Source organism: Bradyrhizobium sp. 76 (assembly GCF_023073025.1).
GTDB lineage: Bacteria > Pseudomonadota > Alphaproteobacteria > Rhizobiales > Xanthobacteraceae > Bradyrhizobium.
Genome location: NZ_JADPIS010000035.1, coordinates 623231 through 641741 on the forward strand (window position 1 = coordinate 623231; position 18511 = coordinate 641741).

At 65.3% G+C, this 18511-nt stretch carries 17 protein-coding genes; 11 read left to right on the forward strand and 6 right to left on the reverse strand.

What is annotated here, in order from left to right:
* Positions 1-17 precede the first annotated feature (17 nt).
* A complete protein-coding gene (locus IVB48_RS10725; protein ID WP_247399863.1) occupies positions 18-2027 on the reverse strand; it encodes a methyl-accepting chemotaxis protein in 2010 nt (669 codons plus the stop codon).
* 335 nt (positions 2028-2362) lie between these two features.
* Positions 2363-2806 carry a nuclear transport factor 2 family protein gene (locus IVB48_RS10730; protein ID WP_247399864.1) on the reverse strand — a complete coding sequence of 148 codons (444 nt, stop codon included), beginning with the start codon at positions 2804-2806 and terminating at the stop codon, positions 2363-2365.
* A gap of 90 nt (positions 2807-2896) precedes the next feature.
* Here IVB48_RS10730 and IVB48_RS10735 point away from each other — a divergent pair, with 90 nt between their 5' ends.
* Positions 2897-3817: a LysR family transcriptional regulator gene (locus IVB48_RS10735; RefSeq protein WP_247399866.1), complete on the forward strand. Its 921-nt coding sequence runs from the start codon at positions 2897-2899 to the stop codon at positions 3815-3817.
* Between the two features lie 83 nt (positions 3818-3900).
* On the opposite strand, the gene IVB48_RS10740 is transcribed toward IVB48_RS10735, so the two are convergent.
* Positions 3901-4521, reverse strand: coding sequence for a glutathione S-transferase family protein (locus tag IVB48_RS10740; protein ID WP_027568589.1), 621 nt, complete (start codon positions 4519-4521; stop codon positions 3901-3903).
* Between the two features lie 128 nt (positions 4522-4649).
* Here IVB48_RS10740 and IVB48_RS10745 point away from each other — a divergent pair, with 128 nt between their 5' ends.
* Positions 4650-5927 carry a flavin-dependent oxidoreductase gene (locus tag IVB48_RS10745; protein WP_247399868.1) on the forward strand — a complete coding sequence of 426 codons (1278 nt, stop codon included), beginning with the start codon at positions 4650-4652 and terminating at the stop codon, positions 5925-5927.
* A gap of 207 nt (positions 5928-6134) precedes the next feature.
* Here IVB48_RS10745 and IVB48_RS10750 read toward each other — a convergent pair whose 3' ends face one another.
* Both IVB48_RS10750 and mutY read right to left on the reverse strand, forming a co-directional pair.
* Positions 6135-6557, reverse strand: coding sequence for a PaaI family thioesterase (locus IVB48_RS10750; RefSeq protein WP_247291238.1), 423 nt, complete (start codon positions 6555-6557; stop codon positions 6135-6137).
* 68 nt (positions 6558-6625) lie between these two features.
* Positions 6626-7726 (reverse strand): A/G-specific adenine glycosylase, encoded by a 1101-nt coding sequence (mutY, locus tag IVB48_RS10755; RefSeq protein ID WP_247399869.1) that lies wholly within the window; start codon positions 7724-7726, stop codon positions 6626-6628.
* Positions 7727-7848: 122 nt separating this feature from the next.
* Between mutY and IVB48_RS10760 the strand changes: the two genes are divergently transcribed.
* The 9 genes from IVB48_RS10760 (at position 7849) to IVB48_RS10800 (ending at position 17942) form a co-directional block, all read left to right on the forward strand.
* The gene (locus IVB48_RS10760) at positions 7849-8343 is read left to right on the forward strand and encodes a DciA family protein (protein WP_247399870.1); all 495 of its coding nucleotides are present in this window, start codon (positions 7849-7851) and stop codon (positions 8341-8343) included.
* A gap of 127 nt (positions 8344-8470) precedes the next feature.
* The gene (locus tag IVB48_RS10765; RefSeq protein ID WP_018454930.1) at positions 8471-9145 is read left to right on the forward strand and encodes a DsbA family protein; all 675 of its coding nucleotides are present in this window, start codon (positions 8471-8473) and stop codon (positions 9143-9145) included.
* A 217-nt stretch (positions 9146-9362) separates the two neighbouring features.
* Complete coding sequence (locus IVB48_RS10770; protein ID WP_247399871.1) at positions 9363-12827, forward strand: AAA family ATPase; 3465 nt, start codon at positions 9363-9365, stop codon at positions 12825-12827.
* A gap of 57 nt (positions 12828-12884) precedes the next feature.
* A complete protein-coding gene (locus IVB48_RS10775; RefSeq protein WP_247399873.1) occupies positions 12885-13862 on the forward strand; it encodes a small ribosomal subunit Rsm22 family protein in 978 nt (325 codons plus the stop codon).
* A gap of 138 nt (positions 13863-14000) precedes the next feature.
* Complete coding sequence (locus IVB48_RS10780; RefSeq protein WP_027516414.1) at positions 14001-14561, forward strand: LemA family protein; 561 nt, start codon at positions 14001-14003, stop codon at positions 14559-14561.
* A 32-nt stretch (positions 14562-14593) separates the two neighbouring features.
* Positions 14594-15835 carry a M48 family metallopeptidase gene (locus IVB48_RS10785; protein WP_247399874.1) on the forward strand — a complete coding sequence of 414 codons (1242 nt, stop codon included), beginning with the start codon at positions 14594-14596 and terminating at the stop codon, positions 15833-15835.
* A gap of 204 nt (positions 15836-16039) precedes the next feature.
* Positions 16040-16795 carry a hypothetical protein gene (locus IVB48_RS10790; RefSeq protein ID WP_027516412.1) on the forward strand — a complete coding sequence of 252 codons (756 nt, stop codon included), beginning with the start codon at positions 16040-16042 and terminating at the stop codon, positions 16793-16795.
* 60 nt (positions 16796-16855) lie between these two features.
* Positions 16856-17524 (forward strand): hypothetical protein, encoded by a 669-nt coding sequence (locus IVB48_RS10795; protein ID WP_247399875.1) that lies wholly within the window; start codon positions 16856-16858, stop codon positions 17522-17524.
* Positions 17525-17609: 85 nt separating this feature from the next.
* Complete coding sequence (locus tag IVB48_RS10800; protein WP_247399876.1) at positions 17610-17942, forward strand: GIY-YIG nuclease family protein; 333 nt, start codon at positions 17610-17612, stop codon at positions 17940-17942.
* Between the two features lie 25 nt (positions 17943-17967).
* Here the strand turns inward: IVB48_RS10800 and IVB48_RS10805 are convergent, their stop codons facing one another.
* A complete protein-coding gene (locus tag IVB48_RS10805; protein ID WP_007595035.1) occupies positions 17968-18507 on the reverse strand; it encodes an adenine phosphoribosyltransferase in 540 nt (179 codons plus the stop codon).
* Positions 18508-18511: the final 4 nt, after the last annotated feature.

Sequence of the window (18511 nt, forward strand, 5' to 3'; positions counted from 1 at the left end):
CCTTTTGCTTTTGAGGCTCAGGCTGCGTGGACCGAGCTCAGGAAGTTGGCGACTTCCTGCTTCAGGCGGTTGCTGTCGGCCGACAGCGAGCGTGCCGCCGAGAGCACCTGCGAAGAGGCCGAGCCGGTCTCGGAAGCCCCGCGCTGCACGTCGCCGATGTTGGACGAAACGAGCTGCGTGCCCTGGGCCGCCTGCTGCACGTTGCGGGAGATCTCCTGCGTCGCCGCACCCTGCTCCTCCACGGCGGCGGCAACCGTCGACGAGATCTCCGACAGTCGCTCGATGGTGCCGCTGATCTCCCTGATCGAGCCGACCGACTCCTCCGTCGCGGCCTGGATGCCCGAAACCTGCTGGGCGATCTCACCGGTGGCCCTCGCGGTCTGCTCGGCGAGCGCCTTGACCTCCGAGGCGACCACGGCAAAGCCACGGCCGGCTTCACCCGCGCGCGCCGCCTCGATGGTGGCGTTCAGCGCCAGGAGGTTGGTCTGGCCGGCGATGGTGCTGATCAGCTCGACCACGTCGCCGATGCGGGTTGCAGCCTTGGAGAGCTCGCTGACGCGCGCGTTGGTCTTGCTCACCTGACCGACGGCTTCGCCCGCAATGCGCGCCGATTCCTGCACCTGGCGCGCGATCTCCGTCACCGAGGAGGACAACTCCTCGGTCGCGGAGGCCACCGCCTGCACATTGGCCGAGGCTTCCTGGGAGGCGGATTGCACTTCGGTGGAGAGATCCTGAGCGCGCCTCGCGGTTGCGGTCAGGGTGCCGGCCGAGCCCTCGAGCTCGTGCGATGCCGAGGATACGGTATCGACGATTTCGCCCACCGCCTGCTCGAACTGGCTGGCGAGCCGGGCCATGTCGGCCTTGCGGCCTTCGGCCTGCCGGGCCTCGGTTGCGGTCTGCTCATGGCGCAGCCTTTCCGTCTCGATCATGTTTGTCTTGAAGACGTCGATCGCCTTGGCCATGTCGCCGATCTCGTCGGCCTTGCCGCGCGAAGGGATCTCGACGGCGAGATTGCCCCCGGCAAGCAGCCCCATTGCGCGCGTCATCGAGGTCAGCGGCCCCACGATGCTGCGGGCGGTCAGGAAGGCGACGATCAGTCCGAACAGGACGGCGAGGCCGCCCGCAATCGCCTGGAGCGAGGTCGTGCCGTCGATCACAGCATCGGCCGCGGTGCGCGAATCCTTGTAATCCGTCTTCAAGGCCGTTTCCGTGACCTTGAGCTTGGCGATGCTCGCGGAGATGAGCGGTGCGAGATCCTTGTGGTAGATCTCGTCGGACCGCAGCATCGCGGCGGAGGTCGTTTCGAACGCGGATTTGTAGATACCGAGGGCGGTCTTCACGGGCGTCAGAGACGAGCGAAGGTCGGCCGCCTGCGGGCTCCTTTCGACGGCTGCGAGCCGCTGCACCGCCCTGTCGACATTGGTTCTGAAGGCGGTGGGGCCGTTGGTGTCGCGCAGAGCGAGGAAGCGCCAGTTCGCGATTCGAACCAGCAGGACCCGGGATTCGAGGTCCGCGACGAGCGACACCGTGTCGTCGTCGGCGGCGGCGCGGGCCACATCGACCAGCTTGGCCATCTTCACCGTCAGCTCTTCGCCGCTCGGCAACAGCGTCGCCTTGCCGGTCCGCGCCTCGTTGACGGCGTCGCCGAGACTATCACGTAGGCTTTTCATTTTGGCGATGTCGGCGATCAGATCGTTGTAGAGCTTCCGCCGCTCCTCCGAGAGGGTGCCCTTTGCTCCGAGCTGTAATAGCCCCGTCGCCGCGGTCTCTCGCTCGGCAGCCTCCCGCATCGCAGGCTCGTTGGCGTCGTAAATGTAGCGCAGATTGGCCCGCTGGATGGCCTGAAAATGGGTCGATATCTCCAGGACGCGCGCCGTGCTGTCCGACAATTTGGAGAGTTTTTCGACCTGATCCTGAACGGACCGCAAATTCCAGATGGCGACCACCGCCATCACAAGACCAACCGCCACCAAGGCCATGAAACCTGCGTACAGGCGTCCCCTGATCCGCAAACGAAAACTCGGCATTCCCACTGTCCACTCAGAAGCATGTCAATTCGGGCGGACGAACAACTCCGGCGATTTATCGGGCCACCCCGGCAGCCGCGGATGGCGTTGTTCGCGACCCACGCTGCACCGCGACACAATGGGGGACACTCGTTAATTGAACCTTCAAATTTTTCGCGCGCGCATGCGTCAGACGGCACAATGTCTGCTGATTTTATCGGCAGGTGAGCAAGGTTTTGGCGAGAGGCCCGCAGCGCCATGCAGGCCGCTGCAGCTGTTCGGCCGCCAGACCGACACGCCCCTCGCCGACCGCGGCGCACGGCACCGGTCGGCGGACACGACGCCGCTCGATCCGCTCAGCTCGCGGTCCTCACGGCCGTTTGCGGAAACGGGCCGAGGGCCTTCTCGGTCAGCACCGAGTCGCAATATTCCCGGATCTCCTTGATCTTGCCGTCCTCGAGCCGAAACACGAGACAGTAGTCGTTGTCGTAGCGTACGCCTTCGGGCGTGACGTTGTCGCCCTTGGCTTCGACGACGACGACATCGTCGTCGGCGGTGAAGCGGTGGGCGACCGTCCGCGTCCGGTCGACAAGACGGGTCCGCACATAGGCGTGCAGGTCGTTGAGGATCGCTTCTTTGCCCGAAAAGGTGCGCGACCAGGAGTACTGGCCGGTCACGATCCATTTGGCGTCGTCGGCAAGGCTTTCGGTGAACAAGGCGCGGTCGCGCGCAGCCGGATCGCGGCTGGCGGCGGCGGCAAAGATATCCTGCATCAGCTTCTTGTTGGCGCTCGCGCTCATGGCGGCATCTCCCTTTGTGAGAACATCGAGATCATCGCCGCCGCTTCTAAATTCTTCAAATCGATAGTGGATATGATATCTATTCGCCTCATGAATTTGAATTCGCTCGACCTCAATCTCCTGACCACGCTCGACGCGCTGCTGCGCGAGGCCAACGTCAGCCGCGCCGCCTTGCGGATCGGGCTGTCGCAGCCGGCGGCCAGTCATGCGCTCCAGCGTCTGCGCGACATCTTTCGCGATCCGCTCCTGGTCCGCACAGGCGCGCGCATGGAGCTGACGCCGCGGGCGCAAGCCTTGCGCGCGCCGCTGGCGCAGGCGCTCGACCAGGTGCGCGGGCTGTTCCTATCGGACGAATTCGACGCGGCGCGCAGCGAGCGGCAATTCCGACTGATGATGCCGGATCTCGCGGTAGAGCTGTTGATGCCGCCCTTGATGGAAAAGGTGACGCAGGCCGCCCCCAATGTCCGAATCGACGTGGTGCCGTGGCGGGGACCGGCGATTTTCCACGCCGAGTTCGCCCGCACCATCGATCTCGTGATCTCGATCGGCAACGCCTTCAAGGGCTTTCACCGCCAGCTGCTCTACACCGACAGCGACGCGCTGGCGGTGCGGCGCGGCCATCCCGTGGCTGCGAAGCTGAAACGGCGCGAGATGTTCCTGGCCGCGCGCCATGTCGGAGTAATTATCCGCGGCCAGCCGGAGGACCTGATCGACACCTGGCTGCGCACCAAGGGCATCGACCGGCACATTTCATTGGTCGTCCCGGGCTATCTCGAAGCGCTGCACGTCGCTGCCCGCACCGACCTCGTCGCCTTCGTGCCGCGCCGGCTGATCGGGGCGCTGTCCAAGAAGCTCGGCCTCGTCACGGTGACGCCGCCGCTCGACCCCGGCATCGACGAGCAGTTCATGTTCTACCCGACCCGCGCACAGATGGATCCCGGCTCGATCTGGCTCAGGCGGCTGATGTTGGAGACGGGACGCGAATTGGAGAAGAAAGGGCGCGCTGGGTAAGACGTAACTTCAAAGCAAATGGTGTCGTCCCGGGTCTGCGCTTACGCTGGCCCGGGACGACAAGGAAATATGTTCCCGCGCTGCTACGCCTTCTGCGCGTCCATCACCTTGCGCACGGCGGGGCGGTCGGACATGCGCTTGAAATGATCGGCGATCTTCGGCGTCGCGTTGATGTCGACGCTATCGCCTTCGAGCCAGGTCGACAGGGTGTAGAGATAAGGATCGCAGATCGTGAACTGCTCGCCCATCACCCAGGGCCCCTTGTACATCTTCTGCTCGATCAGGGCGAAGCAGGCGCCCATGGTCTTCGGAATCATCGCCTTCATATCGGCGAACGAGCTCTCTTCGCTCGCCCAGCGCGCGCCGCGCATCTTGTGGGCATGGTTGATGTGCACGGTCGAGCAGAGGTAGGAGTTGAACGACTGCACCTGCGCGAAGTCGAAGGGATCGTCGAGCGGCGCGAGCTTCGCCTTGGGGAAGGTCTGCGCGAGATAGGCCAGCATCGCCGGGGTCTCGGTCAGGACGCCGCGATCGGTCACCAGCGCGGGCACGCGGCCTTTCGGGTTGATCGCGAGATACTCCGCGCTGTTCTGCTGGTTGGTCTTGAAGCTCAGCCGCTCGGCCGCGTAGTCGGCGCCGGCTTCTTCCAGGGTGATGTAGGTGGCGAGCGCGCAGGTGCCGGTGGCGTAGTAGAGCTTGAGCATGTCGGACCTCATTGGAAAGCCGGAAGGTAACGGCTGCGGGCCCCGAGGTCCATAGCACGAACTTCTCTTCGCAGTTGCCCACCGGCGCCCGGCTGTGCCAAGACGCCCCGAGTTGGAGGGGCTTTCCCATGACCGTACTCATCGCCGGTGGCGGCATCGGCGGGTTGACGCTTGCGCTCAGCCTGCACGGAATCGGCATTCCCGTAAAAGTGTTCGAGAGCGTCGCCGAACTGCGGCCGCTCGGCGTCGGCATCAACGTGCTGCCGCATGCGGTGCGCGAGCTGATCGAGCTCGGCCTGATGGACAAGCTCGATGCCAGCGGCGTGCGCACCCGCGAGCTTGCCTATTTCTCCAAGCACGGCAAGCCGATCTGGAGCGAGCCGCGCGGGCTGGAGGCCGGCTATAAATGGCCGCAGTTTTCGATCCATCGCGGCACGCTCCAGCAATTGCTGCTCGACACCGCGATCGAGCGCCTCGGCCGCGACAACATCCTCACCAGCCATCATCTGACCGGCTGGAGCGAAACCGCCGACGGCGTGCGCGCCGATTTTATCGACAAGGCCACCGGCAAGGCCGCGGGGACTTACGACGGCACGATCCTGATCGCCGCCGACGGCATCCATTCCGCCGCGCGAGAAAAACTCTATCCCGACGAAGGCCCGCCGATCTGGAACGGCCGCATCCTCTGGCGCGGCGTCACACCTGCAAAGGCCTTCCTCAGCGGCCGCACCATGATCATGGCCGGCCACGAGATCCTGAAATTCGTCTGCTATCCGATCTCGAAGGAACCTGACGCCGCGGGCAACCATCTGATCAACTGGGTTGCCGAGCGCCACATGCCGCCGACCTATCAATGGCGGCGCGAGGACTATAACCGCACCGCGCGCCTGGAAGAGTTCTTGCCCTGGTTCGAGAGCTGGCAGTTCGACTGGCTCGACGTGCCGGGCCTGATCAAGAACTGCCCGCACGCCTATGAATATCCGCTGGTCGATCGCGATCCGGTGTCACAATGGACCTTCGGCCGCGTCACGCTGATGGGCGACGCCGCACATCCGATGTACCCGATCGGCTCCAACGGTGCCTCGCAGGCGATCCTCGATGCCCGCACCATCACCCGCGAGATCCTGGCGCACGGCCCGACGCAAGCGGCCCTGCTCGCCTATGAGGCGGAGCGGCGGCCTGCAACCACCAGTCTCGTCCTGCTCAACCGCAAGAATGGCCCGGAGCAGGTGATGCAGCTCGTCGAGGAGCGCGCGCCGGATGGCTACAAGGTCGTCACTGACGTGCTGTCGCAACAGGAGCTGGAGGATGTTGCCGCCAACTACAAGCGCGTCGCGGGCTTCCAGGTCGAAGCGCTGAATGCGAAGCCGCCGATCGTGAGCGCGGGTGCGCGCGCGACGAAATGAGTATTCGCACCAAGCGAGACGCACGTTGATGCGCCCTCGCCCCTTGCGGGAGAGGGCAGTGACGCCGGCAGACGCAAGCTCACTTGGGTGAGGGGTCTGTCTCCGCGAGTCTAACTCTCATTTGAACTCGCCGAGACAAACCCCTCATCCGGCGCTTCGCGCCACCTTCTCCCGTAAGGGGAGAAGGAAAAAAAGAGTGCGCGGCAGCTATTTGCTCACCACCCTCGCCGCCTCCAGCAACCGCTCGCTCGCGCTTGCCGTCGCCAGCAGCGTGCCGTCTTCCGCCGTCAGCTTTGCCTCGACGAACGCAATCGTCCTGCCGAGCTGCGTCACCTTGGCTTCACCGATGATCGGTCCGGGCTTTGCGGGCGCCAGGAAATTCACGGTCATGCTGATGGTGGTGGTGTAGAGCCGGCCCTCGCTCATCACCAGCACGGCGGGGCCCATCGTGTCGTCGAGCATGGCCGAGAGCATGCCGCCCTGGATGAAGCCGGCCGGATTACAGAACTCCGGCTTGCCGTCGAAGGCGAGCTTGATCCAGCCTTCCCCGGGACGGGCATCGAGCAGGCGCCACCCCAATAGCTCGGCACAGGGCGGCCTGGGAAAGTTGTCGAGCGCGGTCTTGATCATGCGAGCCTCCGTTGCCGACCACAGCTAACGCAGGCCTGCTGCCAGCATGTTGTCAGCAGGATGGGCTGCTAGGGGTCCAATCCATGCGCAATCACCTTACGCATGACGTTGGGCAATGCTTCGTCGGCGAGCGTGGCGATGGGCACCCAGCGCATGCCTGCCGGTGCCCGCGTGCGCATTACCACCTTCGCCGTGTAGACCACCAGTTCCAGCGGGAAATGCGTGAAGACGTGGGTGACCACGCCGATCTTGCGCTGCCAGCGCGAGAGCCCCTTCAGCTCGGGTGCCTGCTGTTTTGCCTTGGCATCTTCTTGCCCGGCCAGCCAATGCGATCCCGGTACCTCGGTCATGCCGCCGAGCAGACCCTTCTCGGGACGGCTGCGGACGAGAAGCTCGTCGCCGCGCGTGACAACGAAGGCGGCGCCGCGCCGTAGCGCGCCGCTCTTCTTCGGCGCCTTGCGCGGGAACGTGTCTTGCGTTCCGAGCGCGCGCGCCGTGCAGTCCTCGTTCAGCGGGCATAACGAGCAGGCCGGCTTTTTCGGCGTGCAGATCGAGGCCCCCAGATCCATCAGCGCCTGGGCGCTATCACCGGCGCGAGAATCGGCAAGCAGCGTCGCAGCCAACTCCTGAATCAGCGGCTTGGCCTGCGGGAGCTCTTCTTCAACTGCAAAGAGCCGCGAGACCACGCGTTCGATATTGCCGTCGACCGGCATGGTGCGGCGGTCGAACGCGATCGCCGCGATCGCTGCCGCCGTATAGGGCCCGATGCCCGGCAGCGCACGCAGGCCCACTTCGGTGTCGGGAAAGGCGCCGCCGTGCTCGCGCGTCACCGCGACCGCGCAGGCATGGAGATTACGGGCGCGAGAATAATAGCCGAGCCCGGCCCACATCCGCAGCACGTCGTCTTGCGAGGCCCGTCCGAGCGCGGTGACATCAGGCCAGCGCGCGACGAATTTTTCGAAATAGGGCCCGACCGCCTTCACCGTGGTCTGCTGCAGCATGATCTCGGACAGCCAGACGCGGTAAGGGTCGGATGCCTCGCCGGGCGCAGCGCGCCAGGGCAAGCGGCGGCGGTGGCGGTCGTACCATTGGAGCAGCGCGAGCGCGCGCGACGAGGTCTCCGGCGGAACTGGTTCCGATTTCGCCTTGAGGACGGATTTGGGGCTCATGTTCACACTGTAGCGGCAATGCACCGATCTCTCCACGTCGTGCCCACGCTTTTCGCGGGCATCCACGTTTTTCTTCGCGGCGAAGAGCCTGTGGCCGACGCGCCGGAGTGCTATAAGGTCCCATGTCCAAGCTTCGCCCCATGAAACCCGGTCCTATCAGCGCCAAGCCGTTGTCGCTCCTGCTCAACGACGTCTTCGCCGAGGCCTATGCCAAGCAGGGTTTTGCCGCGCGCGAGTTGGTGACGCGGTGGGCGCAGATTGCCGGACCGGAGATCGCGGCCCATGCTGAGCCGCTCAAGATGCAATGGCCGCGGCCGGTCGAGGGTCAGCCGCAGGAGCCGGCCACGCTGGTGCTGCGGGTCGAGGGGCCGATGGCGCTGGAGATCCAGCACTCCGCCGATGTGATCCTGCAGCGGGTCAACCGCTTCTTCGGCTGGAGCGCGGTCGGCAAGCTGGCCTTCCGCCAGGCTCCGCTGTCGCGCGCCCGCCGGCAGACCCGGCCCGCCCCGCCGGACGCCAAATCGGTGGCCGCGGTGGCTGAGCGCCTGGGCGACATCGAAGATGAACAATTGAAGTCGGCGCTGGCGCGCCTCGGGGCCGCCATCAAGCGAAATTGAGCCTTATTCTGCGGCCAAACTGGACCTCTCCTTGCCGCTCGCCATTGCCTCAAGCGACGTTTCAAGCTAGCGACAGGCCGTCTGAATGGGAATTTCGGGCGAGACCACGCCAATCCGGGAGCCGACCTTGATCATCACCCGCCGCGCCTTCACCTCGATGCTGTCGCTGACCGGGCTTGCCGCGCTCGCTGGGTTCTCGCCGCTGCGGTTCATCTCCGATGCCATGATCCCTGAAGCCATGGCGCAGGCGGCGGCCGGCGACGTCGCCAAGCCGGTGTCGCTGCCCGACATGGCGCTGGGCCCGAAGGACGCCGCCGTCACCATCACCGAATACGCCTCGATGACCTGTCCGCATTGCGCGGCCTTCAACGAGCAGGTGTTTCCCAAGATCAAGTCGGAATACATCGACACCGGCAAGGTGCGTTACGTCTTCCGCGAGTTCCCGCTCGACATCAAAGCCGCCGCTGGCTCGATGCTGTCACGCTGCATCGCCAATGGCGATGCGCCGAAATACTTTGCCGTCACCGACATGCTGTTCCGCCAGCAGAACGACTGGGTGGTGAAGAACACCACGGAGACCCTGACCCGGATCGGCAAGCAGGCCGGTCTGACCCAGCAGCAGGTCGAGGCCTGCCTGAAGGACCAGGCGCTGCTCGACAAGATCGCCGCCGACCAGAAATATGCCAGCGACGTTCTGAAGGTCGATTCGACGCCAACGTTCTTCGTCAACGGCGAGAAGATCAAGGGCGAGACCTCATTCGAGGAATTCGCCAAGAAGATCAATCCGCTGCTCAAGAGCTGATTCGCTCGTCAAGATTCTGATTCGCATCTCGATAGCCGTATCTTTCCCGGCATAAATCCCTTGGGAAAAGCGGCTTTCGCCGGTTGCCCTCGCGGCGGACCGCGGCCATTGTCCGACCGCATGAGGCGCCTCGCGCGACTCGCCCGGATAGCGACATTGCCTTCCATGGTATTGTCCCGGCAGGGGGATTCGCGCCTGCCAACAGAGATGCGTGCTTATGAAAATCACCCGCCTGCGCCTTCACGGCTTCAAGTCCTTCGTTGAGGCCACCGACTTCGTCATCGAGCCCGGCCTGACCGGCGTGGTCGGCCCGAACGGCTGCGGCAAGTCGAATCTCGTCGAGGCGCTGCGCTGGGCGATGGGCGAGACCTCCTACAAGTCGCTACGCGCCGCCGACATGGACGCGGTGATCTTCGCCGGCTCCGGCAATCGTCCGGCACGCAACCACGCCGAAGTGACGATGACGATCGACAATTCCGATCGCACCGCGCCGGCGGCGATGAACGACAGCCAGCTGCTGGAAATTTCCCGCCGCATCGAGCGCGAGGCCGGTTCGGTCTACCGCATCAACGGCCGCGACGTGCGCGCCCGCGACGTGCAGATTCTGTTCGCCGACGCCGCCACCGGCGCGCGCTCGCCGGCCCTGGTCCACCAGGGCAAGATCGGCGAGATCATTCAGGCCAAGCCCGAGCAGCGCCGCCGCGTGCTGGAAGACGCCGCCGGCGTCGCCGGCCTGCACGCCCGCCGCCACGAAGCCGAGCTGCGGCTCAAGGCGGCCGAAACCAATCTCACCCGCGTCGAGGACGTGATCGGCCAGCTCGCCGGGCAAATGGAAGGCCTCAAGAAGCAGGCCCGCCAGGCCGTGCGCTATCGCGAGGTCGCGGCCAAGGTCCGCAAGGCGGAAGCCACCCTGTTCCACCTGCGCTGGATCGGCGCCCATGCCGACGTCGACGAGTCCGGCCACACCCACGATCTCGCGGTCCGCGAGATGGCCGAGCGGACCCAGCACCAGGCCGAGGCCGCCCGCATCCAGGCGATTCGCGCTGCCGAAATGCCGGCGCTGCGCGATGCCGAAGCCCGCGCCGCAGCGGGGCTGCAGCGCCTCACCAACGCCCGCGAGCTGCTCGATCGCGAGGAAGAGCGCGCCAAGGAGCGCGTCGCTGAGCTCGAGCGGCGCCTCGCACAGTTCGAAGGCGACATCTCGCGTGCCCAGCAGCAGACCATGGACGCCGATGTCGCGCTGCAGCGCCTCGACGCCGAAGATGCCGAGCTGAAGGAAGAGATCAAGTCGCGCGTCGAGAAGCGCTCCGGCGTCGATGAGCGTGTTGCCGAAGCCGAGGCGGTGCTGACCGAGACCGAGCAGCAGTTCGCCGAGCTCACCACCGCGCTCGCCGATCTCACAGCCAAGCGCAATCAACTCGAAGCCAACGTTCGAACCCACCGCGACAAGCTCGCCCGGCTCGACCAGGAGATTTCGAACGTCGCGGCGGAAGAGCAGAAGCTCACCGAGGCGACCGGCGGCTTCGGCGATCTCGACGAGCTGACCGCGACGGTCGAGAACGCCGAGCAGACACTGGCGGCCTCGGAAGCCGCGGCTCAAGCCAGCGAAGCCGCGCACGTCGCGGCGCGGCAGACGCTGGAATCCTCGCGCTCGCCGCTGGTCGAAGCCGACAAGCGCGTGCAACGGCTCGATACCGAGGCGCGCACGATCTCCAAGATCCTCAACGGCGAGACCAAGAATCTGTGGCCGCCGATCATCGACGGCATCACCGTCGACAAGGGATTTGAAAAGGCGATCGGCGCGGCGCTTGGCGACGATCTCGACGCGCCGGTCGATCCGTCCGCGCCGATGCGCTGGACCAATGCCGGCGTCACCGGCGGCGATCCGGCACTGCCCGACGGCGTGGTGCCGCTCGCCAGCCACGTGCAGGCCCCGGCCGAGCTGACCCGCCGCCTGGCGCAGATCGGCGTGGTGCCGCGCGAGCGCGGCGCCGAGCTGGTCTCGCAGCTCAAGACCGGCCAGCGGCTGGTGTCGCCCGAAGGTGACGTCTGGCGCTGGGACGGTTTTGTCGCAGCCGCCCACGCGCCGACCGGCGCAGCACGGCGGCTTGCCGAGCGCGCCCGCCTGATCGACATCGAGAACGAGCTGGAGCAGGCCCGCATCGACGCGCAGATCAAGCGTCAGGCGCTGGAGAACGCCGAGGCCGAGCTGCAGATGGCCGCCAGCACCGAAGGTGCGAGTCGCGAAGCCTGGCGCGCCGCGCAGCGCGAGCTCAACGTCGCGCGCGAGCGCCATGCCACGGTCGAGCGCGAAATCAGCCGCCACGCCGCGCGCAAGGCGACGCTGTCGGAAGCGCACAGCCGCCTGGCCGCCGACCGCGCCGAGGCCGAAGCCGCCTACGAATACGCCGAAGCCGGGATCTCCGAGCTGCCGTCGAGCGAGGACACCGAAACCCGTCTCGCCGCGGTCCGCAGCGACATCGAAGGTCATCGCCGCATGGCCGCTCAGGTCCGCGCCGAGGCACAGGCGCTGGCGCGCGAAGCCGAGCTGGCCGACCGCCGCGTGCAGGCGATCCTCGCCGAACGCACCGAGTGGCAGAACCGCAAGGAGAGCGCCGCCTCCCACATCGACACTATCCAAGCGCGCATCGCCGAAGTCTCGATCGAGCGAAGCGACCTGGAGAACGCGCCGGCCGTGTTCGCGGAGAAGCGCAGCGCGCTAATCACCGAGATCGAATACGCCGAAAACGACCGCCGCAGGGCTGCCGATGCGCTCGCCAGCGCGGAAACCGCGATGGCCGAAACCGATCGCGTCGCCAAGCTGACGCTGGAGGCGCTGTCGAGCTCGCGCGAGGCCACCGCCCGCGCCGAGGAGCGCATGGAAGGCGCACGGCGCCGGCTCGAGGACATCGAGCGCGAGATCCGCGACATGCTGGAAGTCGAGCCGCAGGCCGTTGCCGGCCTCGCCGAGATCGAACCCGGCGCCGAGCTGCCGCCGCTGCACGACATCGAGGAAGACCTCGAAAAAATGCGCCGCGACCGCGAGCGCCTGGGGGCGGTCAATTTGCGCGCCGAGGAAGAGCTGCGCGAGGTCGAGACCCAGCACAACGGTCTGGTCACCGAGCGCGACGACCTCGTCGAGGCCATCAAGCGGTTGCGCCAGGGCATCCAGAGCCTCAACAAGGAGGCGCGCGAGCGGCTCCTGACCTCGTTCGAGGTCGTCAACAACCACTTCAAGCGCCTGTTCGTCGAGCTGTTCGGCGGCGGCGAAGCCGCGCTGCATTTGATCGAGAGCGATGACCCTCTTGAAGCCGGTCTCGAAATCATCGCCAAGCCGCCGGGCAAGAAGCCGCAGACGCTGTCGCTGCTCTCCGGCGGTGAGCAGGCGTTGACCGCGATGGCGCTGATCTTCGCGGTGTTCCTCACCAATCCTTCGCCGATCTGCGTGCTGGACGAAGTCGACGCGCCGCTCGACGACCACAACGTCGAGCGCTATTGCAACCTGTTGCACGAGATGACCGCCTCGACCGACACGCGCTTCATCATCATCACCCACAACCCGATCACGATGGCGCGGATGAACCGCCTGTTCGGCGTCACCATGGCCGAACGCGGGGTCTCGCAGCTGGTGTCGGTGAACCTGCAAGAGGCGGTGGATATTCTCGACCAGAACGTGGCGTGAGCTTCCGGTCGTTCCACACCCATTGACGTCGTCATCCGCGAAAGCGGATGATCAAACATGATCTCTCCGACTCTCCCCGCCGAACTGAAAGCGGCGCTCGACGGCAAGCTGCAGGGCTTTTCCCGCACCGACGCTGCGCAGCGATCGCAGAAGATCTCCACCACCTACCGCGCAGGCGGTGGCTCCGGCACGATCAAGTCGGAGGCCGATGCGCTCGCCTATGCGCTCGCGCGCATGCCGGCGACTTACGCGGCGGTGGCGGCCAGTCTGAATGCGCTGACCGAGATCGTACCGGACCTCGCTCCGGAAACACTGCTCGACGTCGGCGCAGGTCCGGGCACCGCGAGCTGGGCCGCGGCGGAGGCTTTCTCCTCGCTGCAGGATTTCACCCTGCTCGACGCCAACGCCACGCTCAGCCGTCTCGCGCTCGAACTGGCGCGCGACAGCACGCGTTTGGCGGATTGCCGCTATCTGCCGGGCGATGCCGGCGCGAACCTCGCCGAGATCTCGCAAGCCGATCTCGTCGTCGCGAGTTATGTCATCGGCGAGCTCAGCGAGAGCGATCAACGCAAGCTCGCGGAAGCGATGTGGGCGAAAGCGCGCCACGCGCTGGTCGTGATCGAGCCCGGCACGCCCGCCGGCTACGCGCGCATCCTCGCTTTGCGCCAGCAACTGATCGCGGCGGGCGCCTACGTCGCCGCACCCTGTCCACATGAAAAGCCGTGTCCGCTGGCGGCGCCGGACTGGTGCCATTTCTCCCAGCGCTTGCCGCGCTCGCAGGCTCACCGCCAGATCAAGGGCGCCGAGGTGCCGTTCGAGGACGAGCGATTCATCTACGTGGCGCTGACCCGCACGCCGCCCGCAACCCGCGCCGCACGCGTGCTGGCGCCGCCGGATATCGGCAAGGCCGAGATCACGGCAAAGCTCTGCACCGGGAAAGGCCTCGCGATCACGAAAGCGCCGCGCCGTGACAAGGCCGCCTATGCGAGCGCTCGGCGCTGGCGCTGGGGCGATGGCGACCTGTCCGAAAGTTAACCTCCTCCGGCTCTTTCACCTTGAACTCGGATAGCCTCTCATCCGACCAAATCCTACCTTCCCTCTGCGCCGGGCTCTCGCTCCGCGCCAATTTGGTCTACCCTAGCGCCCGCCTTCTTCCCCCTTCAGGAGTTCTCCATGTCGACCGGCTGGATCGTCCTCGGCGTTATCGTCGTCCTCGTGTTCTTTGCCTTCGCCGCCTACAACCGGCTGGTGGCGCTGGGCCAACGCGTCGGCCAGGCCTTTGCCGACGTCGACGTGCAGCTCAAGCAGCGTCACGATCTGATCCCGAACCTGGTCGAGACGGTGAAGGGGTATGCCTCGCATGAGCGCGGCACGCTCGACGACGTCATCAAGGCGCGCAATTCGGCGATGTCGGCGCAGGGACCGGCGCAGGTGTCCGCGGCCGAGACCCAGCTCTCCGGCGCGCTCGGCCGGCTGATCGCGCTGTCGGAGGCCTATCCCGACCTCAAGGCCAATGCCAATTTCCAGCAGCTCGCCAGCGAGCTGTCCGACCTCGAGAACAAGATCGCGGCCAGCCGCCGCTTCTTCAACAACGCGGTCCAGGAATACAACACCGGCATCCAGCAGATGCCCGCCGCTCTGTTCGCCGGCATGTTCGGCTTCACCAAAAAGGACTTCTTCGATCTCGGCGCCAGCCGCACCGAGGTCGAGGCCACGCCGCAGGTGAAGTTCTGAGTTGAGCCGATAGGCCGGCAGGGCATCGCGTCATGGCCGCGTATGGTCTCTACACGCACATCGCCTCGAACAAGTTTCGTTCGATGCTGCTGCTCGCCGGCCTGTTCGCGCTGGTCTATGTGCTGGTCTATGCCGGCGCGCTGATCGCCGAAGTCGCCATCAACGGCGACGAGACCGTCGTCCATTATCTGAGACGCGCCTTCTATGATCTGAAAGTCGCCGCACCGGTTGCGACCGTCGTGGCAGCGGCCTGGATCGTGATCGCCTATTTTTTCCACCAGTCGATGATCGATGCGGTGACCGGCGGCCACGACGTCACTCGGCAGCAAGAGCCTCGGCTCTATAATCTGCTCGAAAATCTCTGCATCTCGCGCGGCATCACGATGCCGAAGCTGAAGATCATGGAGAGCCCGGCGCTTAACGCGTTCGCGACCGGCCTCAATCCACGGCAATATTCGGTCACCGTCACCACCGGTCTTCTCAATGCGCTTGATGACAAGGAGATCGAGGCGGTGCTGGGCCATGAGCTGACCCACATCAAGAACGGCGACGTGCAGCTCATGGTGGTCGCCGTCATCATCGCGGGTGTGGTCGGGTTCTTCGGCGAACTGTTCTTCCGCCTGTTCACGAATTTCAGCTGGGGCTCCGGCGGCTCGTGGTCGTCGGGCTCCTCCTCGTCGTCACGATCGTCCTCGTCGTCGAGCGACAGCAAGAGTTCGGGGGGCGGCGCGGTGATCGTCATCATCATCGCGGTCGTGCTGATCGTGGTGGCCTGGCTGTTGTCGCAGGTGGTGAAGCTCGCGCTGTCGCGCTCGCGGGAATATCTCGCGGACGCGGGCTCAGTCGAGCTGACGAAAAACCCGGACGCCATGATCTCGGCACTGCGCAAGATCGAGAACCGCGGCGAACTACCGGGCGCAACCTCGGCAGTGATGGAGCTCTGCGTCGACAATCCGCGCGAGGGTTTTGCCGATTTGTTCGCGACCCACCCTTCAGTGCAGTCCCGGGTCGATGCGCTGGTCAAGTTCGCCGGCGGCCATGATCCCGGCCCGCTGCCGCCTCCCGCCGACGAGGCCGAGGAGCCAGACGCGCAAGCCGACCGGCAGGACGCCCCACCGCCGCTGCGGCAGGGTCCCTGGAATGACGCTGGCGGCGCGGCCAATCCGCCGCCGGTGCCCGCACCCAGCTCAGCCGGAACCGCCAGCAGCAACCCAAGAGGCAATCCCGTGGGCAATTCCTTGGGCAATCCCTTGGGTCCTTGGGGCCGCCATTGAGCGTGATTTGACGCCATGCGCGGCGGGTTTCGTCGCGATTGGGAAAAACCTCGGGAATTGCCGTAACCGGGGCCTGCGGAATTGAATTCTCCCTTGTTTCTGCCATGTTCGCGCCCAACAGCAGACTTGGGACATCTTTGCGACATCGATTTGGGGCCCGGCCGATTGCGACTTCGCGATCGGGGGGCGCGTTAGGGGACAGCAATGGCAAAGCCGGCAGTGGTTGTGGTGGGCGCAGACAAGGGCGGGGTCGGCAAGACCACCGTGTCGCGCACCCTGCTCGATTATTTTTCCGCCAACAACGTGCCGACGCGCGCCTTCGACACCGAGTCGCCGCGCGGAACCCTGAAGCGCTTCCACCCTGACATCACCGAGATCGTCGACATGACGACGACGTCGGACCAGATGAAGATCTTCGATACGCTCAACGCGACGAGCCCGTCGGTTACCGTGATCGACGTCCGCGCCGGCCTGCTCTCGCCGGCGCTCGCCTCCTTGCGCGACATCGGTTTCCTCGACGCCGCCAAGGCCGGCCAGATCACCTTTGCCGTGTTCCACATCCTCGGACCCTCGATCGCCTCTCTGGACGAAATCGCCGAGACCGCAGGCTTCATGGGGGGCGCGAAATATTTCCTAGTCAAGAACTTCATCAACGATACCCAGTTCTTCCAGTGGGACCAGGCGACTTACCAGTCGTATTTCAACCGCATCAAGGACGCGACCGAGCTGACCATCCCCAAGCTCAACGAAATGGCCTATGAGCAGGTCGAGGTGTCCTCCGTCCCGTTCCTGAAATTCGTCGCCAACAAGGGCATCAACGACGAGGCAGCGAACTATTCGTTCGTGCTGCGCGGCTATGTCCGGCATTGGCTTGCGAACGTCTGGAGCGAATTCGACCGGATCCGGCTGACCGATATCGTCGGCTCGACGAAATCCGGGAGCCGCAACAGCGAAAAATAGTTGCGCAAGCCGGGCGGATACGGCTGGATTGGTCGCCAAGTTCGACTGATATAGCTATCGATGCCCGCGACGCCCCTCTACATCATTTGTTCGCCCCGCCCGCAGGTCGGCAAGACCCTGCTGGCGCGGCTTTTGAGCGAATTTTTGCTGCTCAAGAACGGCAACGTCGTGGCCTTCGACGTCAACCTGAAGGAGCCGTCGCTGCTCGACTATCTGCCGAAGATCACGGAGACCGCCGACGTGATCGACACCTATGGCAAGATGCAGCTGATGGATCGCGTCATCGTCGATGACGGGGTTGCCAAGGTGATCGACCTCGGCTTCCACGCCTTTGACGAGTTCTTCAAGATGACGGAGGAGATCGGCCTGTTGAAAGAGGCGGCGCGCCGCCACGTCGCGCCGATGATCCTGTTCGTCGCCGACACCGACCGCGTCTCGGCCCGCGCCCACGAGATGCTGCGCGAACAGATTCCGCGGATCAATCTGATCACGGTGGACAACGAGCACATCGTGCGCGGCGAGCTGCCGGAAGCGATGGCCGGCGGCCGGCTGCTGCGCCTGCCGGCGTTGCCCGGCTTCCTGAAGACCTATATCGGCCGCCTGAACTTCTCCTTCACCGGCTACCTGCGCCAGGAGAAGGATGCTTCGACCGAGCTGCACCAGTGGACCAGGCGCAATTATCTCGCCTTCCGCGAGCTCGAGCTCAGCCTGATTCTGCAACGATCCTGAATATTTTACCCGGATAATATTGACGCGAGCGGCCCTTCGGTTACTGGAGTTTACGCACCAGCGCTCCTCAGCAAGGCCTCTTCACGTGACCATCGACCGGAAAGCAGCGATCGCCGCCTACAAGGACCGGAAGACCGTCGCGGGCATCTACGTCGTCCGCTGCGCGGCCTCGGGCGAGGCTTGGGTCGGTCAGGCCCCGAACCTCGAGACCATCCAGAACCGCATCTGGTTCTCGCTGCGCCAGGGTAGCCACACCTGTCGTCGCCTCCAGGCTGCGTGGAACGCCCATGGCGAGACAGGCCTGACGTTTGGTGAATGTGAGCGTCTGGAGGATGAGGAGACTGCCTATGTCAGGAATGCGCTGCTCAAAGAGCGCATGCTGCATTGGCTGTCGGAGCTAAAGGCCGAGCCGATCTGAACGTCACCAGCGGCGCGGTTGCCGCTCAGTGCCCCTCGAACGTCATCAGCGTGCGCACCGGCACGTCCATCGCTCGGAGCTTGGCGGCGCCGCCGAGATCCGGCAGGTCGATGATGAAGCAGGCGGCGACCACATTGGCGCCGATCTGGCGCAGCAATTTCACCGCGCCTTCCGCGGTGCCGCCGGTGGCGATGAGGTCGTCGACCAGGATCACGCGCTCGCCGGGCTGGATGGCGTCGACATGCATCTCCATCTCGTCGATGCCGTATTCGAGAGAGTAAGCGATCCGCACGGTGGTGTGCGGCAGCTTGCCCTTTTTCCGGATCGGCACGAAGCCGGCCGAAACCTGGTGCGCCACCGCGCCGCCGATGATGAAGCCGCGCGCTTCCATGCCGGCGACCTTGTCGATCTTGTTGCCGGCCCAGGGATTGACGAGTTCGTCGACCGCGCGGCGGAACGCACGCGCATCCGCGAGCAGCGTGGTGATGTCGCGGAACAAGATCCCGGGTTTCGGGTAGTCCGGGATGGTGCGGACGCTCGCCTTCAGATCGTGGTCAAAAGTCATGATG

Bases quoted from the DNA above. Each gene is read 5' to 3' on its own strand.
- IVB48_RS10805 (WP_007595035.1), bottom strand. From the start codon at position 18,507: ATGACTTTTGACCACGATCTGAAGGCGAGCGTCCGCACCATCCCGGAC.
- IVB48_RS10750 (WP_247291238.1), bottom strand. From the start codon at position 6,557: ATGATCAAGACCGCGCTCGACAACTTTCCCAGGCCGCCCTGTGCCGAG.
- IVB48_RS10785 (WP_247399874.1), top strand. From the start codon at position 14,594: ATGGCCGCGTATGGTCTCTACACGCACATCGCCTCGAACAAGTTTCGT.
- IVB48_RS10770 (WP_247399871.1), top strand. From the start codon at position 9,363: ATGAAAATCACCCGCCTGCGCCTTCACGGCTTCAAGTCCTTCGTTGAG.
- IVB48_RS10775 (WP_247399873.1), top strand. From the start codon at position 12,885: ATGATCTCTCCGACTCTCCCCGCCGAACTGAAAGCGGCGCTCGACGGC.
- IVB48_RS10790 (WP_027516412.1), top strand. From the start codon at position 16,040: ATGGCAAAGCCGGCAGTGGTTGTGGTGGGCGCAGACAAGGGCGGGGTC.
- IVB48_RS10795 (WP_247399875.1), top strand. From the start codon at position 16,856: ATGCCCGCGACGCCCCTCTACATCATTTGTTCGCCCCGCCCGCAGGTC.
- IVB48_RS10730 (WP_247399864.1), bottom strand. From the start codon at position 2,806: ATGAGCGCGAGCGCCAACAAGAAGCTGATGCAGGATATCTTTGCCGCC.
- mutY (WP_247399869.1), bottom strand. From the start codon at position 7,726: ATGAGCCCCAAATCCGTCCTCAAGGCGAAATCGGAACCAGTTCCGCCG.
- IVB48_RS10740 (WP_027568589.1), bottom strand. From the start codon at position 4,521: ATGCTCAAGCTCTACTACGCCACCGGCACCTGCGCGCTCGCCACCTAC.
- IVB48_RS10745 (WP_247399868.1), top strand. From the start codon at position 4,650: ATGACCGTACTCATCGCCGGTGGCGGCATCGGCGGGTTGACGCTTGCG.
- IVB48_RS10725 (WP_247399863.1), bottom strand. From the start codon at position 2,027: ATGCCGAGTTTTCGTTTGCGGATCAGGGGACGCCTGTACGCAGGTTTC.
- IVB48_RS10760 (WP_247399870.1), top strand. From the start codon at position 7,849: ATGTCCAAGCTTCGCCCCATGAAACCCGGTCCTATCAGCGCCAAGCCG.
- IVB48_RS10780 (WP_027516414.1), top strand. From the start codon at position 14,001: ATGTCGACCGGCTGGATCGTCCTCGGCGTTATCGTCGTCCTCGTGTTC.
- IVB48_RS10735 (WP_247399866.1), top strand. From the start codon at position 2,897: ATGAATTTGAATTCGCTCGACCTCAATCTCCTGACCACGCTCGACGCG.